Annotated in this window: 19 protein-coding genes; 12 read left to right on the forward strand and 7 right to left on the reverse strand. The window is 70.6% G+C overall.

Going from position 1 to position 22,920, the window contains the following annotated elements:
- Nucleotides 1-29 precede the first annotated feature (29 nt).
- Nucleotides 30-749 carry a chaplin gene (locus H9Y04_RS23080; protein WP_187815891.1) on the forward strand — a complete coding sequence of 240 codons (720 nt, stop codon included), beginning with the start codon at nucleotides 30-32 and terminating at the stop codon, nucleotides 747-749.
- An 84-nt stretch (nucleotides 750-833) separates the two neighbouring features.
- Here the strand turns inward: H9Y04_RS23080 and H9Y04_RS23085 are convergent, their stop codons facing one another.
- Nucleotides 834-1,022 (reverse strand): DUF5703 family protein, encoded by a 189-nt coding sequence (locus H9Y04_RS23085; RefSeq protein ID WP_187815892.1) that lies wholly within the window; start codon nucleotides 1,020-1,022, stop codon nucleotides 834-836.
- A gap of 47 nt (nucleotides 1,023-1,069) precedes the next feature.
- Between H9Y04_RS23085 and H9Y04_RS23090 the strand changes: the two genes are divergently transcribed.
- Nucleotides 1,070-1,765 carry a hypothetical protein gene (locus H9Y04_RS23090; protein ID WP_187815893.1) on the forward strand — a complete coding sequence of 232 codons (696 nt, stop codon included), beginning with the start codon at nucleotides 1,070-1,072 and terminating at the stop codon, nucleotides 1,763-1,765.
- 64 nt (nucleotides 1,766-1,829) lie between these two features.
- On the opposite strand, the gene H9Y04_RS23095 is transcribed toward H9Y04_RS23090, so the two are convergent.
- Both H9Y04_RS23095 and H9Y04_RS23100 read right to left on the reverse strand, forming a co-directional pair.
- Nucleotides 1,830-4,148, reverse strand: a complete 2,319-nt coding sequence (locus tag H9Y04_RS23095; RefSeq protein ID WP_438818136.1) for a helix-hairpin-helix domain-containing protein — start codon at nucleotides 4,146-4,148, stop codon at nucleotides 1,830-1,832.
- Entirely contained in the window at nucleotides 4,145-5,128 is a 984-nt protein-coding gene (locus H9Y04_RS23100) for an aldo/keto reductase (protein WP_187815894.1), read from the reverse strand. The genes H9Y04_RS23095 and H9Y04_RS23100 overlap by 4 nt, the downstream gene beginning before the upstream one ends.
- A 153-nt stretch (nucleotides 5,129-5,281) precedes the next feature.
- Between H9Y04_RS23100 and H9Y04_RS23105 the strand changes: the two genes are divergently transcribed.
- Nucleotides 5,282-6,337 carry an LLM class F420-dependent oxidoreductase gene (locus H9Y04_RS23105; RefSeq protein WP_187815895.1) on the forward strand — a complete coding sequence of 352 codons (1,056 nt, stop codon included), beginning with the start codon at nucleotides 5,282-5,284 and terminating at the stop codon, nucleotides 6,335-6,337.
- Between the two features lie 254 nt (nucleotides 6,338-6,591).
- The gene (locus H9Y04_RS23110) at nucleotides 6,592-7,380 is read left to right on the forward strand and encodes a ferritin-like domain-containing protein (protein ID WP_187815896.1); all 789 of its coding nucleotides are present in this window, start codon (nucleotides 6,592-6,594) and stop codon (nucleotides 7,378-7,380) included.
- Between the two features lie 26 nt (nucleotides 7,381-7,406).
- Here H9Y04_RS23110 and corA read toward each other — a convergent pair whose 3' ends face one another.
- A complete protein-coding gene (corA, locus tag H9Y04_RS23115; RefSeq protein ID WP_187815897.1) occupies nucleotides 7,407-8,399 on the reverse strand; it encodes a magnesium/cobalt transporter CorA in 993 nt (330 codons plus the stop codon).
- A gap of 62 nt (nucleotides 8,400-8,461) precedes the next feature.
- Between corA and H9Y04_RS23120 the strand changes: the two genes are divergently transcribed.
- From H9Y04_RS23120 to H9Y04_RS23140, 5 genes are all read left to right on the forward strand, one after another.
- Complete coding sequence (locus H9Y04_RS23120) at nucleotides 8,462-9,157, forward strand: histidine phosphatase family protein (RefSeq protein ID WP_187815898.1); 696 nt, start codon at nucleotides 8,462-8,464, stop codon at nucleotides 9,155-9,157.
- An 84-nt stretch (nucleotides 9,158-9,241) separates the two neighbouring features.
- Nucleotides 9,242-9,832 carry a DUF3090 domain-containing protein gene (locus tag H9Y04_RS23125; protein ID WP_187815899.1) on the forward strand — a complete coding sequence of 197 codons (591 nt, stop codon included), beginning with the start codon at nucleotides 9,242-9,244 and terminating at the stop codon, nucleotides 9,830-9,832.
- A complete protein-coding gene (locus H9Y04_RS23130; protein WP_187815900.1) occupies nucleotides 9,796-10,620 on the forward strand; it encodes an SCO1664 family protein in 825 nt (274 codons plus the stop codon). The genes H9Y04_RS23125 and H9Y04_RS23130 overlap by 37 nt, the downstream gene beginning before the upstream one ends.
- Before the next feature lie 400 nt (nucleotides 10,621-11,020).
- The gene (mshC, locus tag H9Y04_RS23135; RefSeq protein ID WP_187815901.1) at nucleotides 11,021-12,250 is read left to right on the forward strand and encodes a cysteine--1-D-myo-inosityl 2-amino-2-deoxy-alpha-D-glucopyranoside ligase; all 1,230 of its coding nucleotides are present in this window, start codon (nucleotides 11,021-11,023) and stop codon (nucleotides 12,248-12,250) included.
- A 94-nt stretch (nucleotides 12,251-12,344) separates the two neighbouring features.
- Nucleotides 12,345-15,395: an NPCBM/NEW2 domain-containing protein gene (locus H9Y04_RS23140; RefSeq protein ID WP_187815902.1), complete on the forward strand. Its 3,051-nt coding sequence runs from the start codon at nucleotides 12,345-12,347 to the stop codon at nucleotides 15,393-15,395.
- A 98-nt stretch (nucleotides 15,396-15,493) separates the two neighbouring features.
- Here the strand turns inward: H9Y04_RS23140 and H9Y04_RS23145 are convergent, their stop codons facing one another.
- Nucleotides 15,494-16,120, reverse strand: coding sequence for a hypothetical protein (locus tag H9Y04_RS23145; protein ID WP_187815903.1), 627 nt, complete (start codon nucleotides 16,118-16,120; stop codon nucleotides 15,494-15,496).
- Between the two features lie 64 nt (nucleotides 16,121-16,184).
- On the reverse strand, nucleotides 16,185-17,927 hold the full coding sequence (locus tag H9Y04_RS23150) for a S8 family peptidase (RefSeq protein WP_187815904.1): 1,743 nt from the start codon (nucleotides 17,925-17,927) through the stop codon (nucleotides 16,185-16,187).
- 274 nt (nucleotides 17,928-18,201) lie between these two features.
- Here H9Y04_RS23150 and H9Y04_RS23155 point away from each other — a divergent pair, with 274 nt between their 5' ends.
- Nucleotides 18,202-19,188 (forward strand): SMP-30/gluconolactonase/LRE family protein, encoded by a 987-nt coding sequence (locus H9Y04_RS23155; protein ID WP_187815905.1) that lies wholly within the window; start codon nucleotides 18,202-18,204, stop codon nucleotides 19,186-19,188.
- A gap of 80 nt (nucleotides 19,189-19,268) precedes the next feature.
- On the opposite strand, the gene H9Y04_RS23160 is transcribed toward H9Y04_RS23155, so the two are convergent.
- Nucleotides 19,269-20,294, reverse strand: a complete 1,026-nt coding sequence (locus H9Y04_RS23160) for a PAC2 family protein (protein ID WP_187815906.1) — start codon at nucleotides 20,292-20,294, stop codon at nucleotides 19,269-19,271.
- 271 nt (nucleotides 20,295-20,565) lie between these two features.
- Between H9Y04_RS23160 and H9Y04_RS23165 the strand changes: the two genes are divergently transcribed.
- Both H9Y04_RS23165 and H9Y04_RS23170 read left to right on the forward strand, forming a co-directional pair.
- On the forward strand, nucleotides 20,566-21,879 hold the full coding sequence (locus tag H9Y04_RS23165; protein WP_187815907.1) for an enolase C-terminal domain-like protein: 1,314 nt from the start codon (nucleotides 20,566-20,568) through the stop codon (nucleotides 21,877-21,879).
- Nucleotides 21,876-22,916, forward strand: a complete 1,041-nt coding sequence (locus H9Y04_RS23170; RefSeq protein ID WP_187815908.1) for a sugar ABC transporter substrate-binding protein — start codon at nucleotides 21,876-21,878, stop codon at nucleotides 22,914-22,916. The genes H9Y04_RS23165 and H9Y04_RS23170 overlap by 4 nt, the downstream gene beginning before the upstream one ends.
- The last annotated feature ends 4 nt before the right edge of the window (nucleotides 22,917-22,920 follow it).

Below are 22,920 nucleotides of genomic sequence, written 5' to 3' on the forward strand. Positions count from 1 at the left end.
TCCAGTAGGTCAAAGGCAGGGAAGAACCTATGCGACAGGTCACGCGCAAAGGCCTGATCACCGTGGCAGCCGCGAGCGGCGTGCTCGCCGTCACGGGTGGCACCGCGTTCGCCGACTCGGGAGCGGACGGCAAGACCGCCGACTCCCCGGGCGTGCTGGCGGGCAACACCGTCCAGTTGCCGATCAACATCCCCGTGAACCTCTGCGGGAACACGGTCAATGTGGTCGGACTGCTCAACCCGGCGGCGGGCAACAGCTGTGCCAACGTCTCCGACGGCGGCAGCGGCGACAACGGCGGGCAGGACAAGCCCGGCGGCGGCGCCGCGGCCGAGGGCTCGGCGAAGGACTCGCCGGGCGTCGGCTCCGGCAACGTCATCCAGCTCCCGATCGACGTCCCCGTGAACGCCTGCGGGAACAGCGTCACGATCGGCGGCCTGGGCAACGGCACCGAGGGCAACGACTGCACCAACGAGTCCGGCCCCCAGACGCCGCCCGTCAACGAGAAGCCCCCGGTCAAGCCGGAGAAGCCGGTCAAGCCCGGCAAGCCGGACACCCCGGATGTGCCGGCCACCCCCGACGAGCCCACGAAGCCCAATGAGCCGGAGACGCACGTCGTCACCCCGCCCAAGGGCTCCGAGCAGCTCGCACGGACCGGTTCGGAGACGCCGATCGGCATCGCCGTGCCGATGAGCGCGGGTCTGCTCCTCGCGGGCGCCGTGCTCTACCGCAGGGCGCGTCAGGCGGCCTGACGCAGTACCGGAACGAGAAACGGAGTGGGCCCCGCCGCTTGGCGGGGCCCACTCCGTTGTCACACGCTTCCTGCGGCGGGGATGTCACCACGTCGCACGCACTTGACGGATGATCCGTCGGCGCAGCCGCACCCGGCGGCTTCCGTCGCGGCGCAGGGTCAGTCGGTCCAACTCCCAGTGGCCGTACTCGGCATGGTCGGTCAGCAGGCGGGTCGTGTCCTTGCGGGAGATCCCGCGCGGCACGTACACGTCGAGAAATTCGTATTCCGGCATCGCATCTATTGTGCGCTCAAGTGCCCTGTACGGATAGCGTCTGCAGTATGTCTGATGCTGCGCAGCCCACCGCTGCCGAGGTACGTGCCGCCGCCGAGGCGGTCAAGACCGCGCTCGACCGCCACCTTGCCGCGGTCGAGGGGCGGTCGGGGGAGGACGACCCGGGCGTCTACGAGGCTTTCAACGAGCTGGCGGCCGCGGCCGAGGCGTACGACGAACTGCTCTACGACACCTACGACGAGGTCACGCCCTTCGAGATCCCCGCGGCGGAGGACGATCTGCCGCCCTATGCGGGCCCTGCCGAGCCGAATGCGCTCAGCGTGCTGATCCGGCGGGACTATGCCGTGGTCGAGCCGCAGCGGCTGCTCGCCCAGGCGCAGCGAGTGGCCGACCTCGAGGCGGATACGGAAGCGGGGGAGCTCTCGGGCGCCGAGGAGGTCGGCGGGAGCGTGCACGCGGCGCTCGGGGTGGTGTTCGGGGAGTTCGAGCCGGATGAAATCGCCTCCCGGCACAAGGAGTTCGGCCTGGAGGAGGGCGACTCCACGCTGTGGGTGACGGCGGCCGACGATACGCCGGAGCCGGGGGAGTGGCTGCAGACGCCGTTCGACGCGGTGGATCCGCAGCGGGTCGTGTGCCGGTTCGATGTGAGTGCAGTCTTCGACGAGGAGCTCGACGACGGGCTCGATCTGGTGGGGGAGCCGGATCTGGAGGACGACCTGGAGCCGCTGGATTCCGAGCGGTAAGAGTTCTTGCGGTGCATCGGGTGCGGGGAGCGGGCGTCGGCCCGCTCCCCGCACCTGTGCGATGTCAGCCCTGTGCCGGGACCAGTCCCCGCACCAGCCGCTCCAGCCGCGTGGTGCGTGGCTTGGCGGGGATCTCGGCCACTGCGCGAGGCAGCGCCTGGTCCACGCCGTGCACCACGGACAGATGGCGGGCGGCGCGGCTGAAGGCGGTGTAGACCCAGGGGCGCGTCAGCGACGCGGCCGCGTCACCCGGCAGCACCGCCACGACCGCAGGCCAGCGGTGGCCGACGGCCTGGTGGGCGGTCAACGCCCAGGCGTGCCGGACGTGTTCGCCGACCTTGTCCTTGGCGACGGTGAACTGCACGCCCTCGCACTCCAGCCGCAGCCCCGCCGCCTCGGCGCCCACCACGAGCCCGGTGACCGTACGGCCGGGCACGGGCGCATAGGCGATACGGTCGCCGGGATCGAATCCGCCGAAGCGGCCCGGGCCGGGGTTGAGACGCTCCTTGAGCGCCGTGTTGAGCGCGCGGGTGCCCGCCGGTCCGCCATGCGCCACGGTGACCACCTGAGTGGCCTCGGCGGGGATGGAGAAGGCGCGCGGGACGGAGTCCGCGACCAGCTGCACCGTACGGTGCACCGCCTCGCCCGGATCGCGGACCGGGACGATGACCACTTCCTTGCCCGGCGCCTCGATCTGGTTCAGCTCGCCGATGGTGATACCGGAGGTGAGCTCGCCGATCGGGCCCGGGTCCGGGGTGCGCGAGGTGATCTGCGGGCAGACACGGGCCGCGAGCAGGTCGGCGAAGACCCGGCCCGCGCCCGCGGACCACAGCACAGCAGGATCGCCGCTCAGCACCAGACGGGCGCCGTCGGGGAGGGACTCGACGAGCATCGCGGCGGTCTCGACGTCCAGTTGCGGGGCGTCGAGCACGACCAACAGGTCGACCGCCAGGGCGCCTTCGGCATCCCGGCCGGGCCCTGCGGCGCCGGAGAGAAGCTGCGCGACGGTCACCGCGTCGGCGGCGGAGGTGCCGGAGCCCTCGCCGCCGGAGCTGTCCAAGACCTCGGCGAGCTGCCGGCGTCCGTCGACTGTGTGGGTCGCACCGCACACCCGGAGCCCGAGCTCGCGCGCCGCCTTCAACAGCGTCGCCGCCTCGGCGCGCGCCGCCGTGCCGCCAGTGTGCAGCGTCAGGCCGTTCGCGGCGGCCGCACGGATCAGCTCGGCTGCCGATCCCCGCACGGCCGAAGCCGCGTTCTCCCAGCCGGCGAGGTCCGAACCCTCCTCCTTGCCCAGCGCGTTCACCAGGCGGGCCAGGCCGTCGGCCAGGCTCTCCTCGGCGAGCGCATACTGCTCCAGACCGAACAGCACCCGCACCGGGCGCTCCTCCGGCTCCGCTTCCTCGTCGTCCTCGCCCGTGCCCCCGGCCGCCTGCCGGGGCTCAGGAACGCCCTCGTCCAACGCGTCCTGGAAGACGAGGACTTCGCCCTCCGATACGGCCGCCTCCACGGCCGCGTCCGGGTCCGGAACAGCACGCTGGGACAGCGCCGACCGCAGGACATCGGCGTCGAGCGCGGTGTGCCCCGCGACCGCGGCCTGCTCCAGGAGCCAACCCGTCAGCGCACGGCCCCGGCGCTCGTCGCCCGGGCCGCAGGCGTCGCCGAGGAGGGCGCGGGCGAAACCGTCGGCGTGGTCCGGGCGCACTCCGCTGACGCGGAGCAACTGCCAGGGGTCCTCGCGCAGTTGGTGCTCCGCGCTTTCACCGAGCACCAGGGTCGCGCGCTCCGCCAGGGACTCGGGAGCCCCGCCCTGGATCAGCACGGCCCGCACCGCCGCGACCGCCTCGGCCGGCGCGACGGCCGCCGAGGGGGCGGACACGGGCGCGGCCGCAGGGGCAGGCGCCGGCGCGGGCGCCCTTCCGGTCTGCTCGGCGACCGGGCGGCGCGGCGCCGGCGGCTCGGCGAAGGTGCGGGTCACCGGCTTCTCGCCGCTCTCCACCGCCCGTACGGCCGCGAGCAGGTCGGCCGCCGTGCCGCTCAGCTTTCCGCCCGCGGCGATCGGACCGTCCTTCTCGGCCTTGCGCTTCTCGATACGCTCCCGGAGCTCACGCTGCGCGGCCAGCTCGGCCTCCGCCTCGGAGGGCCCGGCCTCGGCGGCGGCTTCCGCGGTGGCCTCGGCGGATGCTGCGCCTTCCGTCACATCCGAGGCGCCGGTCTCGTCCGCGCCGGACGCTTCCGAGGCACCCTCGTCGGCGCCCTCCTCGTCAGAGGACTCCACGGTCTCCGAGGACTCCTCCCCACGCGAGGCCCCCGGCGCCAACTCCTCCCCCGCCCGCGGCTCCTCGTCGGCCCGCGGTTCCTCCGCGGCTGCGGACTCCGTACTCACAGGGTGCTCCAGTCCTGATCGGGATAGCGGTGCACGGGCGCCGACACATCGTCGAGCGCCTGGCAGATCTCGTCAGGAAGACTAAGGGCCTCCACTGACAAAGCCGCGGTGAGCTGCTGCGCCGTGCGCGCCCCCACGATCGGTGCGGCCACTCCGGGGCGGTCGCGGACCCATGCGAGCGCCACTTGGAGCGGTGTCGCGGCAAGACCGTCGGCCGCCGTGGCCACCGCGTCGACGATCCGCGAGGCCGGCTCGTCGAGATACGGCGCGACGAAGGGCGCCATGTGGTCGGAGCCGCCCCGTGAGTCGGCCGGTGTCGAGTGCCGGTACTTCCCGGTCAGCACTCCGCGCCCCAGCGGCGAGGAGGGCAGCAGTCCCACGCCCAGATCGAGCGCGGCCGGAAGCACCTCGCGCTCGATGCCCCGCTGCAGCAGCGAGTACTCCATCTGCGTACTGGCCAGACGGGTCCGCACCCCGGGCGCCGCCAGCTGCCAGGTCGCCGCCTTCGCCAGCTGCCACCCGCTGAAATTGGACACCCCCGCATAGCGCGCACGCCCGCTCGCGACCGCTATGTCCAGGGCCTGCAGCGTCTCCTCCAGCGGGGTCCCGGGATCGAAGGCGTGCACCTGCCATACGTCCACATAGTCCGTGCCGAGCCGCTGCAGTGAGGCGTCGAGGGCCGACAGGAGATGGCCGCGCGAGCCGTCGAAGCGGCGGTCGGGATCGGGCACGCTGCCGGCCTTGGTCGCGATGACCAGGTCGCGGCGCGGCACGAGGCCCTCGATCAGCCGCCCGAGCACGTACTCCGCATCCCCGTCCCCGTACACATCCGCGGTGTCGACGAGCGTGCCGCCCGCCTCCCAGAAGACCTTCAACAGGTCTGCCGCGTCATGCTCGTCGGTGTCCCGGCCCCACGTGAGGGTGCCGAGTCCGATCCGGGATACCCGCAGGCCGGTACGGCCGAGATGCCTCTGCTCCATGGGCGCTGAGATTACTGGCCGAGGGCCGATTCGTGGGGGCCTGTGGATAACCTCCGTCCGGCCCGTGGATCAGCAGGCCCCTGCCGCAATCCGCGCCCAGCCGCTAGGCTCCAGACCACACAGTCTGTTACTGATCAGTAAGGGGTGCGGCCGATGCGACTCGGGATCAACCTGGGCTACTGGGGCGCCGGAATGGACGCGGACAACCTGGCCGTCGCCAGGGAGGCCGACAAGCTCGGTTACTCGGTCTGCTGGGCCGCCGAGGCGTACGGCTCGGACGCGGCGACCGTGCTGTCCTGGGTCGCGGCACAGACGGAGCGGATCGACGTCGGCTCCGCCATCTTCCAGATCCCGGCCCGCCAGCCCGCCATGACCGCGATGACGGCCGCGACCCTCGACTCGCTGTCCGGCGGCCGCTTCCGCCTCGGCCTCGGCGTCTCGGGGCCGCAGGTCTCCGAGGGCTGGTACGGCGTCAAGTTCGACAAGCCCCTTGCCCGTACGCGCGAGTACGTGGAGATCGTCCGCAAGGCGATGAGCCGCGAGCGCCTGAGCTACGACGGCGAGCACTGGACCCTGCCGCTGCCCGGCGGCCCGGGCAAGCCCATCAAGCTGACCGTGCACCCCGCGCGCGAGCACATCCCGGTCTACATCGCGGCCATCGGCCCGAAGAACCTGGAGCAGACCGGCGAGATCGCCGAGGGCGCCCTGCTGATCTTCCCGTCCGCCGAGCACCTCGAGGACACCGCCCTGAAGTACATCCGGGCCGGCCGCGAGAAGGCGGGCCTGACGATGGACGGCTTCGACGTCTGCCCGACGCTGCCGCTCGCCCTCGGCGACGACAGCAATGTCAGCGGACTCGCCGACACCTTCCGCCCGTACACCGCGCTCTATGTGGGCGGCATGGGCAGCCGCAAGCAGAACTTCTACAACCAGCTCGCCCAGCGCATGGGATACGAGAAGGAAGCCGCCGAGATCCAGGACAAGTACCTGTCCGGCGACAAGGAAGGCGCCGCGGCCGCCGTGCCGCAGCAGCTGATCGACTCGACGGCGCTGCTCGGCTCCGTGGACCGCATCGCCGACCGGATGCAGGCCTACGCGGCGGCCGGGGTGACGACGCTGACGCTGGCTCCCGCGGGCTGGACCCTCGACGAGCGGCTCGCGGCGCTGCGGGCCGGCGTGGAAGCGGTGGAGCGCGCCGGACTGGCGTAACGCGACGGAAAGAGTTTCTGCGGCCGTGGTGGGGGCTCGGGGGGTCTTCCCCGCCACGGCCGTCGTCGTGAACAACGCGCCAGAGACAGGACGGTTACGGCTGTCCACCGTCGGCCGGGTGCAAACCGCACAGCATCCGGAATACGTCTTTCGGCGCAGTTGTCCGACACAACTGTTGCCTGGCACCTCCCACCGCATTTGACTCGTTCTTTGCAAGGGGTATTTCGCGGAACCCCGCATCGGAGGTGGCGGTCATGCTCTCGGCCAAGAGTCTGTTCACGGAGATCCTCGACAACGACGAGTCGTTCCGGCTGTTCTGCTCCATCGCGGCGAGCGGGGAGTCACAGGGCGGCTGGGAGAACGCCCGGATCGCGGCGCTCGTGCCGCAGAGCCAGCGCGAGCTCGCCCCCAAGATCACCCGCCATGGCGCGGACGAGGACAAGCACGGGCGGATCTTCAACGCCCTGCTGAAGAAACGCGGGCTCGAACCCTGCGAGATCCCGCACGAGACCGACTACACGATGCTGCTCGAGAAGAACGGCATCGGACTCGCCCATGAGCAGCTCAAGGGTGACCAGCCGTTGACCGAGCAGGACATCATCACGTATCTCGCGCACAGCAGGGTCACCGAGCAGCGCGCCTCCGAGCAGATGGACCTGCTGCGCAAGCACTTCGCCGACCATCCCGACCTCGGCCGCGCCGTCAAGATGATCTCCAACGACGAGGACAACCATCTCGCGTACTGCCACGAGGAGTTGCTGCGCTTCGCGTACGCGGGACACGGCCGTGAGATCCAGCGGATCCTGCGCGAGTGCGCCCATGCGGAGATCCGCATCTACCGTGACGTCAGCCTCGCCGTCATGGACCACATGGGCCGCATCCTCGGCTGGCCCAAGGCCAAGGCCACCACGCTCGCCGCGGGCATCCACGCCGTGTACGCGTACGAACGGGCCGGCGGCTGGCGGCGGATGGTGTCCCTGAAGATGCCGGAGCGCCGCAACGCGCTCGGCGGTCCCGCCGCATCCGCCCCCGGATTCGCCTGACGCGAGCGCAGGTTCACAGCGGAGGTTCAGAGCCAGCCGCGGCGCTTGAACGTCCGGTACAGGCCGTACACCGCACCGATCATCACGAGCAGAGCGCCGGGATAGCCCCACCACTGGCGCAGCTCGGGCATGTGCTCGAAGTTCATGCCGTAGACCCCCGCCACCATCGTGGGCACCGCGGCCATCGCGGCCCAGGCGGAGATCTTGCGCATGTCGTCGTTCTGCCGCACGCCCGTCTGCGCCAGATGCGCCGCGAGGATGTCCGAGCAGAGCCGGTCGAGCGAGTCCACGCTCTCGTTGGCGCGGGTCAGGTGGTCGTTCACATCGCGGAAGAACAGCTGCGAGTGCTCGTCCACGAAGGGCACGCCCGCGCCCGCGAGCCGGATCATCGGCTGGGTCAACGGCACCGTGGAGCGCCGGAATTCGAGGATCTGCCGCTTGAAGTTGTAGATACGTGCCGCCAGCGTCCTGGTGTCGGTGGTGCCCGGCGCGAAGACCTCCTCCTCCAGGACCTCCAGGTCCAGATGGAGCTCGCCGGCCACGTCCAGATAGTGGTCCACCACCGCGTCGCTGACCGCGTACAGCACGGCGGTCGGTCCGTGCTGCAGCACCTCGGGCTGCTCCTCGAGGCGGCTGCGCACCACACCGAGGGGCGCGCTGTCGCCGTGCCGCACCGTCACCACGAAGGAGTCACCGACGAAGAGCATCAGCTCCTCGGAGGTCACCTCGTCGTGCTGTGTGTCGTACGCGATGGGCTTGAGGACCACGAACAGCGAGTCGTCGTACACCTCGAGCTTGGGCCGCTGATGGGCCTTGAGCGCGTCCTCCACGGCCAGCGGGTGCAGCCCGAACTCCGAGCTGACCAGAGCGAACTCCTCCTCGGTGGGCTCGTGCATGCCGAGCCACAAGAAGGCATCCCCGCTCGCCCGCGCCTCGTCCAGGGCGTCGGAGAAGTCCTCGGGGCCCTTGGTGCGGCGGCCTTCGCGGTAGATGGCACAGTCCACGATCACGGTGGGCATCTTTCCGCGATCCGGCGGAGCATGCATTCCGTGGCGTTCTTCCGGGCGCCTACGCTGGCCGCATGCCCACCTTGATTCTCGTGCGTCACGGCCGGTCCACCGCCAATACCGAGGGGGTGCTCGCCGGGCGGATGCCCGGGGTCGCCCTCGACGAGCGGGGAAAGGCGCAGGCGGCGGCGTTGCCCGAGCGCCTTGCCGGGGTGCCGCTCGCGGCCGTGGTGAGCAGTCCGCTGCAGCGCTGCCGCGAGACCGTCGCGCCACTGCTCTCCGTACGCGACGGGCTCGCCGTGCACGAGGAGGAGCGGATCGGGGAGTGCGACTACGGCGACTGGTCGGGGCGCAAGCTCGCCGAACTCGCCGGTGAGCCGCTGATGGAGGTCGTACAGCAGCATCCGACCGCGGCTGCCTTTCCGGGCGGGGAGTCGATGCGCGAGATGCAGCACCGGGCCGCGGAGGCGGTACGGGAGTGGAACGCCCGCGTGGAGGACGAACACGGCCCGCATGCCGCGTATCTGATGTGCTCGCACGGAGACATCATCAAGTCCCTTGTCGCGGACGCGCTCGGACTCCATCTGGACCTGTTCCAGCGCATCTCCGTGGAGCCCTGCTCGGTGACCGCGATCCGCTACACGCGGCTGCGTCCCTTTCTCGTACGCCTGGGAGACACCGGGGACTTGGGCTCCCTCGCACCGCCCGCCGCGCCGTCCGAGGCGGAGCGGACGGACGCCACCGTGGGGGGCGATGCGGGCGCACCGTGATCGTCGGCCGCAGTAGGGTGGCACCGTCCCACGTTCAAGTATCCGTACACGCATCCGTTTACCGCAGCAGGGAAGGCAAAGTCCGTGACCCGTCAGGTGTTCCTGTACGACCCCCCGGAGCGCTTCGTGGCCGGCACGGTGGGTCTGCCCGGACGCCGTACGTTCTTCCTGCAGGCCTCGGCCGGCGGCCGGGTCACCAGCGTCGCCCTGGAGAAGACCCAGGTGGCGGCGCTGGCCGAGCGGATGGACGAACTCCTCGACGAAGTCGTACGGCGCAGTGGCGGCAGCGCACCGGTCCCCGCGGTCGCACCCTCCGAGAACGCCGACACCGCACCGCTCGACGCCCCCGTCGAGGAGGAGTTCCGGGTCGGCACCATGGCCCTGGCCTGGGATGGTGACGACCAGTGCATGATCGTCGAGGCACAGGCCCTGGTCGAGCTCGACGCCGAGACCGAGGACGATCTCGCGGCCGCCGAGGAGCAGCTGCTCCAGGACGAGGAGAACGGCCCGCCGATGCTGCGGGTACGGCTCAGCGGTGCGCAGGCACGGGCCTTCGCCAAGCGCGCCCTCGACGTGGTGAACGCGGGGCGCCCGCCGTGCCCGCTGTGCTCTTTGCCGCTCGACCCGGAAGGACACGTATGTCCGCGCCAGAACGGATACCGCCGCGGGGCGTGAGCGCCGGCCTGGAGCTCCTCGTCTCCGGCGAGCTCACCGTGCGCGGCCGGATCCGCGAGGCCTCCAACGCGGTGCTGCTCTGCGATGTCTCGTACGAGGGCGAGACGGCCCGGTGCGTGTACAAGCCCGTGGCGGGGGAGCGCCCGCTGTGGGACTTCCCGGACGGGACGCTCGCCGAGCGCGAGGTGGCGGCGTACGAGGTGTCCGAGGCGATGGGGTGGGGGCTCGTCCCGCCGACCGTGCTGCGCGAGGGCCCGTACGGCACGGGCATGTGCCAGCTGTGGATCGACTCGGATGCCGAGCCGCAGGAACTGCTCGCGCTGGTGGACGCGGAGGAGCCCGGTGACGGCTGGAAGGCGGTGGCCTTCGCGGAGGTCGGCGAGGGTCGGCAGGCGCTGCTCGTCCACGCGGACGACGAGCGCCTGCGCCGGCTCGCCGTCCTGGACGCGGTGATCAACAACGCGGACCGCAAGGGCGGCCATCTGCTGGCCGCGCCCGGGGGCCGGCTGTACGGGATCGACCACGGGGTCACCTTCAACGCCGAGAACAAGCTCCGCACGCTGCTGTGGGGCTGGGCGGGCGAGCCCCTGCCGTCCTGGGCCCTGACCACCTTGGCCGACCTCGCGTCCGCGCTTGCCCCCGAGGGCGCATTGGCCGCGCGGCTCGCCGAGCTCCTGACACCGGCGGAGGTCGATGCGACGCGGGCCCGCGTGCGGGGGCTGCTGCGGGCGGGCGTCCACCCGGTGCCCCAAGGGGACTGGCCGTCGATCCCCTGGCCGCCGGTGTAGCCCGTCCTACGGCGAATTCCCCCACCCTGCCCCTTCCCGAAACCTGGGCGCTGCCCCGGACCCCGCATCCGAACTTCGTTCGGATCTGCTCAATCGCCGCAGGGGCTGATTCAGCCCGGCCGGCGTTTGAGGACGAGCGCGTTCAGCGCGAAAGGGGGTCTGGGGGCGAAGCCCCCAGTTTCGGGAAGGGGCGGGGCGGGGAGAAAGCCCGCCGCAGGCGCCACGACCCGCACCCACGACGAGCCGCACCCGAAAGCCGGGCGGGGGCTCCGCCCCCTGCACCCCCGCAACGCGGGCCCGCACGCGGACGCACACCCGCAAGCCGCCCGCAAGACCGCGGATCCGGTCAAGATCGAGGTCCGGTTCGGACAGGGAACAGTCGTCCGGTTAGGCTCAGGACATGCATGCCTGGCCCGCTTCCGAGGTCCCCGCCCTGCCCGGCAAGGGCCGCGACCTCAGGATTCACGACACCGCGACCGGTGGGCTCATCCCCCTCGACCCCGGTCCCGTCGCCCGTATCTACGTCTGCGGCATCACGCCGTACGACGCGACCCACATGGGTCACGCGGCGACCTACAACGCGTTCGACCTCGTGCAGCGCGTGTGGCTCGACACCAAGCGGCAGGTTGTCTACGTACAGAACGTGACGGATGTCGACGACCCCCTCCTCGAGCGCGCCCTCCGCGACGGCGAGGACTGGGTCGGGCTCGCGGAGCGCGAGACGGCGCTGTTCCGCGAGGACATGACCGCGCTCAGGATGCTGCCGCCGAAGCACTACATCGGTGCGGTCGAGGCCATACCCGGCATCGTGCCGCTCGTGGAGCGCCTGCGGGACATGGGCGCCGCCTATGAGCTCGAAGGCGACATCTACTTCTCCGTCGAGTCCGACGAGAACTTCGGCAAGGTGTCCGGCCTCGACGCCGCCGCCATGAAGCTGCTCTCGGCCGAGCGCGGCGGCGACCCCGAGCGCCCGGGCAAGAAGAACCCGCTCGACCCGATGCTCTGGATGGCCGCCCGCAAGGACGAGCCCAGCTGGGACGGCGCCTCGCTCGGCGCCGGACGCCCCGGCTGGCACATCGAGTGCGTGGCCATCGCCCTCGACCACCTGGGCATGGGCTTCGACGTGCAGGGCGGCGGGTCCGACCTCGCCTTCCCGCACCACGAGATGGGCGCCTCGCACGCCCAGGTGCTCACCGGCGAGTTCCCCATGGCCAAGGCGTACGTGCACGCCGGCATGGTCGCGCTCGACGGCGAGAAGATGTCCAAGTCCAAGGGCAATCTGGTCTTCGTCAGCAAGCTGCGCCGCGACGGAGTGGACCCCGCCGCCATCCGGCTCGCGCTGCTCTCGCACCACTACCGGGCCGACTGGGAGTGGACCGACCAGGTGCTCGCCGACGCCGAGGCCCGCCTCGGCCGCTGGCGCGCGGCAGTGTCCCGTCCGGACGGACCGGCCGCCGAGGCCCTCGTGGAGGAGATCCGCGAGGCGCTGTCGAACGACCTCGACGCTCCCGCCGCGCTCGCGGCCGTGGACCGCTGGGCCGAGCTGCAGAGCTCGACGGGCGGTACGGACGAGGGCGCTCCGGGTCTCGTGTCTCGAGCCGTCGACGCCCTGCTCGGCGTAGCGCTCTAAACAGCACCGCACGCAGGAGGGCCGCTTCGGAAAGTCCAGAAGTGGCCCTCTTTCGTCCATGGTGGCGCCTGTGCACAGCTGCTACACACGCGCCATGAGACCTCCAAAGTGGTTCAGGGCAACGGCAGTTGCCGCCCTGTTGGGGCTTTTCGCAGTGCTCGCCGGACCCGGCGGCGCGCAGGCCGAACCCGCCGACACGACCGTCGGCGACCTCACCGGCTTCGCCGCCGACGGGTCCGTCTACCGCCTGACCGCCGGAGCCGCCGAGGCGCGCGTCTCCTTCGTGACAGCCGGCACCTTCCGTATCGAACTCGCACCGGACGGCACGTTCACGGACCCCACCGGCACGGACATCGTCCTGCCGCAGGGCACCCCGCCCGCCACGAAGTGGAGCGACAAGGGCGACCGCTACGAGCTCTCCACGTCCCAAGTCACCCTGCGCGCCTACAAGAAGCCGCTGCGCTTCGCCCTGCACCGGGCCGACGGCAGCCAGGTCTGGGCGGAGACCAAGGGCCTCACCTGGAACGGCGAGCGCACCACGCAGAGCCTCGCGCGCGGCGCCGACGAGCAGTACTACGGCGCCGGCATGCAGAACGGCCGCGGCAACACCTCGCACCGCGGCAAGACCGTCGAGGTCGGCGTCGACTACGACTGGGACGACGGGGGACACCCCAACTCCGTCCCGTTCTACCTGTCTTCGCAGGGATACGGCGTCTACCGGAACACCTACGCGCCCAACACGTACGCGTTCAACGACCCGGTGACGGCCTCCGCGAAGGAACAGCGCTTCGACGCCTATTACTTCACCGGCGACGGCGAGGACCGTGCGAAGGACGTCATCGGCGCCTACACGCGGCTGACCGGCAAGCCGTTCCTGCCGCCGGTCTACGGTCTGGAGATCGGCGACGCCGACTGCTATCTGCACAACGCCAACCGCGGTGAACGGCACACCCTCGACGCCCTGAAGGTGGCCGATCTCTACCTCGAGCACGACATGCCCAACGGCTGGATGCTCGTCAACGACGGCTACGGCTGCGGCTACGAGGACCTCGCCGAGACGGCCAAGGGCCTGCAGGACCGCAAGATGCAGCTCGGTCTGTGGACCGAGGACGGCATCGACAAGCTCGCCGACCAGGTCAAGGCCGGACAGCGGGTGGCCAAGCTGGACGTGGCCTGGGTGGGCTCGGGCTACAAGTTCGCGCTCGACGGCTGCAAGGACGCGTATCGGGGCATCGAGGAGAACAGCGACGCCCGCGGCTTCACCTGGGCGCCCGAGAGCTGGGCGGGCGCGCAGCGCTGCGGTGTGCAGTGGTCCGGGGACCAGTCGGGCAGCTGGGAGAACATCCGCTTCCAGATCCCGACGTATGCCGGTGCCACCATGTCGGGCCTCGCGTACACCACCGGGGACGTGGACGGGATCTTCGGCGGCAGCCCCAAGACGTACACGCGTGATCTGCAGTGGAAGGCCTTCCTGCCGGCCCTGATGTCGATGGACGGCTGGGCGGCGAGCGACAAGCAGCCCTTCCGGTACGGGGAGCCGTACACCTCGATCAACCGCAAGTACCTCAAGCTCAAGGAGTCCTTGCTGCCCTACATGTACTCGTACGCGCACGAGGCCACGAAGACCGGTGTGGGACCGGTGCGGCCGCTCGCCCTGGAATACCCCGGGGATCCGAAGGCCGGGACGGACGCCGCCAAGTACGAGTTCCTGACCGGCGAGGACTTCCTCGTCGCGCCCGTGTACAAGGACACCACCGTGCGGGACGGCATCTACCTGCCGAAGGGCACCTGGATCGACTACTGGAGCGGGCGCGTGTACGAGGGCCCGGTCACCGTGGACGGCTACAGCGCGCCGCTGGACACGCTACCGCTGTTCGTACGGGCGGGCGCCGGCGTGCCGATGTGGCCCGGGATCCGCTCGTACCAGGACCGCACCGCCGATTCGCCGCTCGCCTGGGACGTCTATCCGCAGGGCAAGTCGTCCTTCACGCTCTACGAGGACGACGGTGTGACGCGCGAACACCGCGCCGGGAAGTACGCCACGCAGCGCGCCGATGTGGACGCTCCGACCCGGGGCGCCGGTGAGGTGTCCGTACGGATCGGGGCGAGCGAGGGCGAGTTCGCGGGCAAGCAGAGCAGCCGGCCGTACCGCTTCACCGTGCACACCGGGGACGCGCCGAGCCGGGTCGAGCTGGAGGACCGCGGGCTGCCGCGGCTGCAGTCGAAGGCCGCGTTCGACGCGGCGGCCGAGGGCTGGTGGTACGACCGGGACGACCGCGGTGGCGTGGTCCAGGTCAAGACCGCGAAGCTGCGTACGGACCGGCCCTTCGACCTCGAGCTGATGGACACCAGCGCGGCCGGCGGTGCCGTGCCCGGTGCTCAGGCCGTCGTATCGGCGCCCGTGGAGCAGGAGTTGGGTGCCGGTGTGGCCGGCAAGGTGTCCGTGGATGTCACGGCCGGCAGCCGGGACGCGACCGGTGTCCAGGTGGGGATCGAGGCGCCGGCCGGCTGGCAGGTGACCTCCGCGCCGGTGATCGACCGTATTGCCGCCGGTACGACGCGGCGGGTGGAGGTGGCCGTCACGCCGGACAAGGACGCACGTCCGGGCGAGGCCTCGCTGACCGCCGCCGCCCGCTACCGGGCCGCCGGCCAGGACCGTACCTCTGTGCAGCGGTTCGCGGTGGCGGTGATGCCTCCGCCGCCGACCGCCGACGCCTGGGCGAGCGATCTGCCCTGGCTGAAGTCCACCAACGGTTGGGGCCCGCCCGAGCGGGACCGCAGCAACGGCGAGTCCGGGGCCGCGGACGGTCATGTGCTGACCCTCGCCGGAACCACGTACGAGAAGGGCATCGGCGCACATGCCGACTCGGACATCGAGGTCTATCTCGGTGGCCGCTGCTCGAAGCTGACCGCGGATGTCGGGATCGACGACGAGATCAACGGCTATGGCGAGGTGGCCTTCTCGGTCGAGGCCGACGGCAAGGTCCTGTGGACCTCGCCCAAGGTGACCGGGGCCTCGGCGACCGTGCCGGTGGACGTGGCCCTGGACGGCGCGCGCCATGTCCATCTGAAGATCACCGACACCAATGGCTCCAAGAGCGGTGATCACGGGGACTGGGCGGCTGCCAAGTTCCACTGCGCGTAAGGGAACACGGACAGGTGCGGGGTGGGGGAAGCTCTCCCCACCCCGCACCTGCTTGCTCGCGCGGAATGCTTGCGGACTGCTTGTGGACTACGTGCGGGCTACTTGTTGACCACGATCGCCTGGATCTGGTTCGGCTGCTGGCTGTCGAAGAAGCCGAGCACCTGGTGGCCCGCGATGAACGCGCGCTGCACCACGTCCTGGATGATCTGGTTCGGGTTGTGCAGTTCCCGCCAGACGTTGTCGACCAGGAGGAACAGAATCGGCGGCTGGCCGGGGAGCGCGTCGACGACGTTCCAGTAGCGCGTCGCCACACCGCTCTGGATGGCCTCGGCGCCGATCCGGCCGACCTGCCCCATCTGCTGGAGCATCTGCTGGATGTTCGGCTGCTGGCCGAGCTGCTGGAGCTGCTGCTGCAGCTGCGGCGGCAACTGCTGCTGACCGTACTGCTGGAGCTGCTGCTGTGCCTGCGGGGGCGCGGTGCTCGGGCCCTGCTGGCCTTGCTGGCCCTGCTGGCCTTGCTGCTGGCCGTACTGCTGCTGCCCGTAGGACTGCTGAGGATCGAACTGCCCCTGCCCGTAGGACTGCTGGGGCTGCTGGCCGTAACCTTGCTGGCCTTGCTGGCCGAAGCCCTGCTGTCCCTGCTGCTGCGGGAACTGCTGGCCGCCCTGCTGGGGCTGCTGCTGCCCGTACTGGCTCTGCTGACTCATCTGCGGGGTGGTGCTCATGCGGGTGCCACCTTCCCTCGGTGATGGAGTGCTGCGATCGAACGGTGTGGTGGTGCGGTCGGGCTCACCCGGTGACGACCAGGCCCACGATCTCGTCGTCCGCGTACCAGACGCGGATATCGGGCCGGCCCCCGGCGAAGGCGGCGTGCACCGCCTGGCGGACCTCCGGGGCCGGGTGGTTGAGATTGCGCCAGGCGCCGGCCACGAAGAGGCGGAGCCGGGGCGGGAGTTCACGGGGATACGGGACCAGCTCGTCCCAGTACCGCTCGGCCTGGCCCGAGCCGATGGCCGAAGGCAGCAGCCGGGTCAGCGCGGACTTGATGTCCGGCCGGTTGCCGATGCGCTGCGATGCCGGCCGTCCTGGCGCGTCCTGCTGCGGTGTGCCCGAGGCGCGGAGCACCTCACGCGCCTGCTGCGGGGACATGGGAGCAGACCCGGAGGCCTTCAGCATGCCCTGCAGCGAGGCGAGCGCTCCGGCCACCACCGGGGAGGCCGACGAGGTGCCGGAGAACGTGTCCGTGTACCAGGCGATCTCCTCGGCGCCGCCCTGCAGATCGCCGGGCCGGTTCCAGGAGCCTCCGGTCGTGGTCGTCTCGCGGCCCCAGCCCTGCGCGTCCACGCGCGCACCGTAGTTGGAGAAGGCGAGACGCGAGCGGTCGGGGCCGTGATCGCGGCCGTGGGTGCCCGGCGGCGGTGCGCCGGCGCCGACCACGATCGCGCCCGAGGGCTGGTTGGACGGATTGAAGGGGTTGCGCCACCACTCGGGGAACTCGTCCGGCCTGCGCTCGTACACCGCGTTGTCGAGGGACTCGGCCCCATTGCCCGCGGCCTCGACCACGATGACTCCCTTGGCGGTGGCCCAGCGGATCGCCGCGTAGTCGTCGGGCCACCATTCGAGCGCGATGTAGCCGCGCTGGTCGTCGCGGGTCGCGTAGTCCAACTGCGGTCCCGGACGGTGCAGTTCGATCAGCACGATGTCGCCGGGTGCGAGCCGCTCGGCAGCCGCGTGGATCGCCGCGGCGGAACCGATGCCTTGGAAGGAAGCGGCCGCGGTCACCGCCTCGGGCACGATGCCGGTGATCCCGCGCGGCGCACGGTCGCCGCCGAGCACGCCGAGGACCGCGGTCCCGTGATTGCGCCAGGCGACATCCTGTACGGGGGTGCCGACCACGACACCGGCGAGCTTGGCCGACAGATCCTCGTGACCGAGCTGCCAGGCGCCTTCGACGTCGATGATCGTGACGCCCTCGCCGCTGCCGCCCGGCCGCTGCCAGGCCCAGTACGCGTCGACGCCCTCGGGCGCCGGGCGCAGATAGCCCTGACGTGAGGTGAAGTCCGGTGTCTCGGGGGCGCCTTCCTTGAGGCGCCTGTTCTCCTCCGTGGGCCGCGACTGCCCGAGCGTCGCCGGTACGGCGCCCGGCTTCACATAGGCCGTGTCGACCCCGGGCAGCGCGGCCATCCGCGAGCGCAGTTCCTGGGCCCGCTCCTGGCCGCCGCGCACCCGGTAGAAGAGGGTGAGATCGGGGCCGGGCTCCTGTGTCTGCTGCGGTGGAACGGCGGCCTGGATGCGCTCCTCGTTGCCGAACAGCGGCTCGAGGGCGAGCTGTTCATCGCTGAGGAACATGTTGAGCGCGGACACATCGGCGCCGGCCGCCGAGCGCACGGAGTCCCCTTCGGCCCGCAGCCGGGCCTCCGGCCGTGCGACGACGATCAGTTCCTGTTCGGCGCCTCGATAGGTGAATCCCGCTCCGTCGGGTCCGGGGCCCGCGCTGCCGGGGCCCTGCGGCGGCTGTACCTGCTCGGTCATCGCTGTGCGCTCCCCTCGGACGTGTGGTGCCGTCGTACGTCGGGTGCTGCTCCGCGGTTCTCCGGGGCCCACCCTGCTACCGGACCGTGGATCCGTCCACCCCCCTTCGCCCCAACGGAGTTTGAAATCAAGTTGAATGGGGAACCCCCTGCAATTCGGCTTGAATCAGATGTCACGGCCCAATTCGGCCAAACCCTGCGGTGGCGAGCGTCATGTGATGGGGTATGAGCGACTGTTGACCCTTTCTGGCGACTTCAGCACGAGGGGATGAGCAATGGCATTCAGCAACAGACCGGACCGTCCGTTAGCACGTCGCGGACTGCTCGGCGCGGGTGCGGCGATCGGCGGCGCGGCACTCCTCGGAGGTCTCGGCCCCGCGGCGCAGGCGGCCGAAACCCGCACCAAGCCTTCGTGGCCTCGGCAGTTCCCGCTGCCGAACGGCTGGCGGCCCGAGGGCATCACCATCGGCAACAGCCCGTACGCCTATTTCGGCTCCATCGCGAACGGCGGGGTGTACCGGGCGAGTCTGGCCACCGGCAAGGGCTCCGTGGTCGTGCCGGGCCTGGGCGCCGCCCACCCCACGATCGGACTCAAGCTCCTCGACAGCGGCAAGCTGCTGCTGTGCGGCGGACCCAGCCGTGAGCTGCGGATCGCCGATCCGCGTACGGGAGCGACCGCCGTGCTCGCGACGGTCGGCTCCGAGGGCACCTTTGTCAACGACGTGATCCCCGGGCCGGGAGCCGCCTGGTTCACCGACTCCTTCAAGCCACAGCTCTACCGGCTCGCCCTCGACCGGCATCAGCGGCCCGGCGCGGTGACCACGGTGGCGCTGTCCGGCGACTGGGTGCAGGGCCCTGACTTCACCGCGAACGGCATCGAGCGCACACCGGACGGGCGCGGCCTGCTCGTCGTCAACTCCTTCGCGGACGGCGGCTCGCTGATGCGGGTCGACCCGCGTACGGGCGTGGCGGACGCGGTGGATCTGGGCGGCGCGAAGATCCCCAACGGGGACGGCCTGCTGCTGCTCGGCCGCACCCTCTATGTCGTACAGCAGCGGCAGAACGCGATCGATGTGTTCGGCCTGAACAAGGCAGGTACACAAGGTCGGTTGATCACCCGGATCACCGACCCGGGACGGTTCCGGATCCCCACGACCGCCGCGGCCTGGGGCGACCGGATCTATCTGCCGAACGCCCGCTTCGACGTGGCGCAGCCAGGACCGGACACGACGTACGACGCGGTGGCCGTCGACCAGGTCTGACGAGCCGCCGCCGGCGCAACAGGACGGGGCGGCACCCACCAGGTGCCGCCCCGTCCGTCCGTTCCTCGGTCCGACCGCGCTCAGTCCGAAGCGTCCTCGCCGGCCGCCTCGCCTTCGTCGCCCTCGGCCTTCTCCTCGGGCCGTGGCCCGGGGTCCGCCGGCGGATACGGCGGCTTGGTGCGGTCGTGTGGGGTGTCGCGGTCGCGATCCCTGTCCCGCAGGAACTGGCCCTCGCCGCCCTCCGTCGCATGCCCCGGACCGCTGCCACCGTCCCGCCGCCGCAGATAGCGCTCGAATTCCCGCGCGATCGCCTCACCGGAAGCCTCGGGCAGCTCGGCGGTGTCCCGGGCCTCCTCCAGCGTCTGTACGTACTCGGCGACTTCGCTGTCCTCGGCGGCCAGCTGGTCTACGCCGAGCTGCCAGGCGCGGGCGTCCTCGGGCAGTTCGCCGAGCGGGATCCGCAGGTCGATCAGGTCCTCGAGGCGGTTGAGCAGCGCCATGGTCGCCTTGGGATTCGGCGGCTGCGACACATAGTGCGGAACGGCCGCCCACAGCGAGACCGCCGGCACACCCGCGTGCGTGCAGGCCTCCTGCAGCACGCCGACGATGCCGGTGGGACCCTCGTAGCGGGTCTCCTCCAGATTCATCGAGCGCGCGAGATCCGGGTCGGAGGTCACCCCGCTGACGGGCACGGGCCGTGTATGCGGGGTGTCGCCGAGCAACGCGCCCAGGATGACGACGAGTTCGACACCCAGCTCATGGGCGAAGCCGAGCAGCTCGTTGCAGAACGAGCGCCAGCGCATGGACGGTTCGATCCCGCGCACGAGCACCAGGTCACGCGGTTTGGCGCCGCCCACGCGGACCACCGAGAGCCGGGTCGTCGGCCAGGTGATCTTGCGGGTGCCGCCGTCCAGCCAGACCGTGGGGCGGTTGACCTGGAAGTCGTAGTAGTCCTCGGCGTCGAGCGCGGCGAAGACCTCGCCCTTCCACTCCTTGTCGAGATGCGCGACCGCGGTGGAGGCGGCGTCACCGGCGTCGTTCCAGCCCTCGAACGCGGCCACCATGACCGGGTCGACCAGCTCGGGAACCCCTTCGAGCTCGATCACCCAGCGCCTCCTTCCGACGTTCCTCTTTGCACGCCCCAACCTTACGGCGTGTACGGGGGCCCTCCGCAGCCCCCTTGCACGGCCCCGGTGTGCTGTGGTCAGGGTGAGGGGAGTTTGTCTTGGGGAGATCACCCCCAAACCACGCCACGGAATTCATCCGAGCTGTAACCCCCAAGTTGCGTCAGAACTCTGGACGACCCCCGTTCCTGGGCGCTATACATCGGACGTCCAGCAAAGATCCGATGTCAAAGGCGACGCTACGGGGGCGTGCATGAGCGAGACCGTCACCGGTTTCGAGGTGCAGGACATCCGCTTCCCCACCTCGCGGCAGCTCGACGGATCCGACGCCATGAACCCCGACCCCGACTACTCGGCCGCGTATCTGGTGATCCGCACCGACACCGGAGCCGAGGGGCATGGATTCTGCTTCACCATCGGCCGCGGGAACGAGGTCATGGCGGCCGCGATCGACGCCCTGCGTCCGTATCTGATCGGCCGCAAGGCGCCCCGCGACGCGGGCGATCTGGCCGCCCTGCATCGCGAGCTCACCCATGATTCGCAACTGCGCTGGCTCGGCCCCGAGAAGGGCGTCATGCATATGGCGGCCGGCGCCGTCGTCAACGCGGCCTGGGATCTGGCCGCCAAGCGGGCGGGCCTGCCCGTCTGGGAGTTCCTCGCGGCCATGAGTCCCGAAGAGCTGGTCGGTCTGGTCGACTTCCGCTACCTCGGCGACGCCCTCACACACGACGAGGCACTCGGCATCCTGCGCGCCGCCGCACCAGGGCGGCGGGAGCGGGCCGAAGTGCTCAAGTCGGCGGGCTATCCGGCGTACACCACATCGGCGGGCTGGCTCGGCTACGACGACGCCAAGCTGGTGCGGCTCGCCAAGCAGGCGGTGGCCGACGGGTTCGGCCAGATCAAGCTGAAGGTCGGCCAGGACCTCGGCGACGATCTGCGCCGGATGCGACTGGCCCGCGAGGCCGTCGGCCCGTCCGTACGGATCGCCGTGGACGCCAACCAGCGCTGGGAGGTGGCCGAAGCGGTGCGCTGGATGACGGCGCTCGCCCCCTTCGACCCGTACTGGATCGAGGAGCCCACCAGCCCGGACGACATTCTCGGCCATGCCGCCGTACGCGCCGGGCAGCCGGTGAAGGTGGCCACCGGTGAACACATCGCCAACCGCGTGGTGTTCAAGCAACTGCTCCAGGCCGGGGCCGTCGACTTCGTCCAGATCGACGCGGCCCGGGTCGCGGGCGTCAACGAGAACCTCGCCGTCCTGCTCCTGGCCGCCAAGTTCCGGGTGCCCGTCTGCCCGCACGCGGGCGGGGTCGGGCTGTGCGAACTCGTCCAGCATCTCGCCATGTTCGACTACGTGGCCGTCTCCGGCTCGCTCGAAGGCCGGGTCATCGAGTACGTGGACCACCTGCACGAGCACTTCACGCACCCGGCGATCGTCAGATCGGGCCGCTACCAGGCACCCACCGCGCCGGGCTTCTCCGCCCGGATGCACCCCGAGTCGATCGCCGCCCACCGCTATCCCGACGGGCCGGTCTGGCGGCCTGGCACCCCAGGGAGGACCTCATGAGATTCCGTACGACGAGTGTGGCGCTCGCCACCGCTCTGCTTGCCGTGTCCGCGCTCTCGGCGTGCAACCGGGACTCCTCGGACGGCGCGGGCGGATCGAGCGGCAAGGTCGGCATCGATCTGCCGCGCAGCGACACCGACTTCTGGAACTCCTACCAGCAGTACATGGAGAAGGGCGTCAAGACCGAGAAGCTCGGCCATCTGCCGTTCACCAACTCGCAGAACGACATCGGCAAGCTCGCCGCCAACGTGCAGACCTTCCAGGACCAGGGCGCCAAGGCCGTGATCATGGCGCCGCAGGACACGGGCGCGGTCGCCGAGACCCTCAACAACCTCGCGGACAAGGACATCCCGGCGATCAGCGTGGACACCCGTCCCGACCAGGGCGACGTCTACATGGTCGTGCGCGCCGACAACCGCGCGTACGGGGAACAGGCCTGCAAGTACCTCGGCGAGCAGCTGAAGGGGAAGGGCAAGGTCGTGGAGTTCCAGGGCGACCTGGCCTCCATCAACGGCCGGGACCGCTCCGAGGCGTTCAAGGCGTGCATGGACGAGAACTACCCGGACATCAAGGTCTTCGAGCTGGCCACCGAGTGGAAGGGCGAGGTCGCCTCGGCCAAGCTGCAGACCACGATGGCCGCGCACCCGGACATCGACGGGATCTACATGCAGGCAGGCGGCGCGTTCCTGGAGCCGACCCTGGCGCTTCTGGAGCAGAAGAAGCGGCTCGTCCCGGCCGGGCAGAAGGGCCACATCACGATCATCTCCAACGACGGCATCCCGCAGGAGCTGGACGCCATCCGCAAGGGGACGATCGACGCGACCGTCTCGCAGCCGGCCGACCTGTACGCCAACATCGCGCTGTACTGGGCCAAGAAGGCCCTGGCGGGCGAGAAGGTCAAGGAAGGTCCCACCGACCACGACTCCACCGTCATCAAGATCCCCAACGGGTACGAGGACCAGCTCCCGGCGCCCCTGGTGACCAAGGAGAACGTGGACGACCCCAAGCTCTGGGCCAACCAGCTGGACAAGAAGTAGCCGA

The sequence above is a fragment of the Streptomyces polyasparticus genome, assembly GCF_014493765.1.
Lineage (GTDB): Bacteria > Actinomycetota > Actinomycetes > Streptomycetales > Streptomycetaceae > Streptomyces > Streptomyces polyasparticus.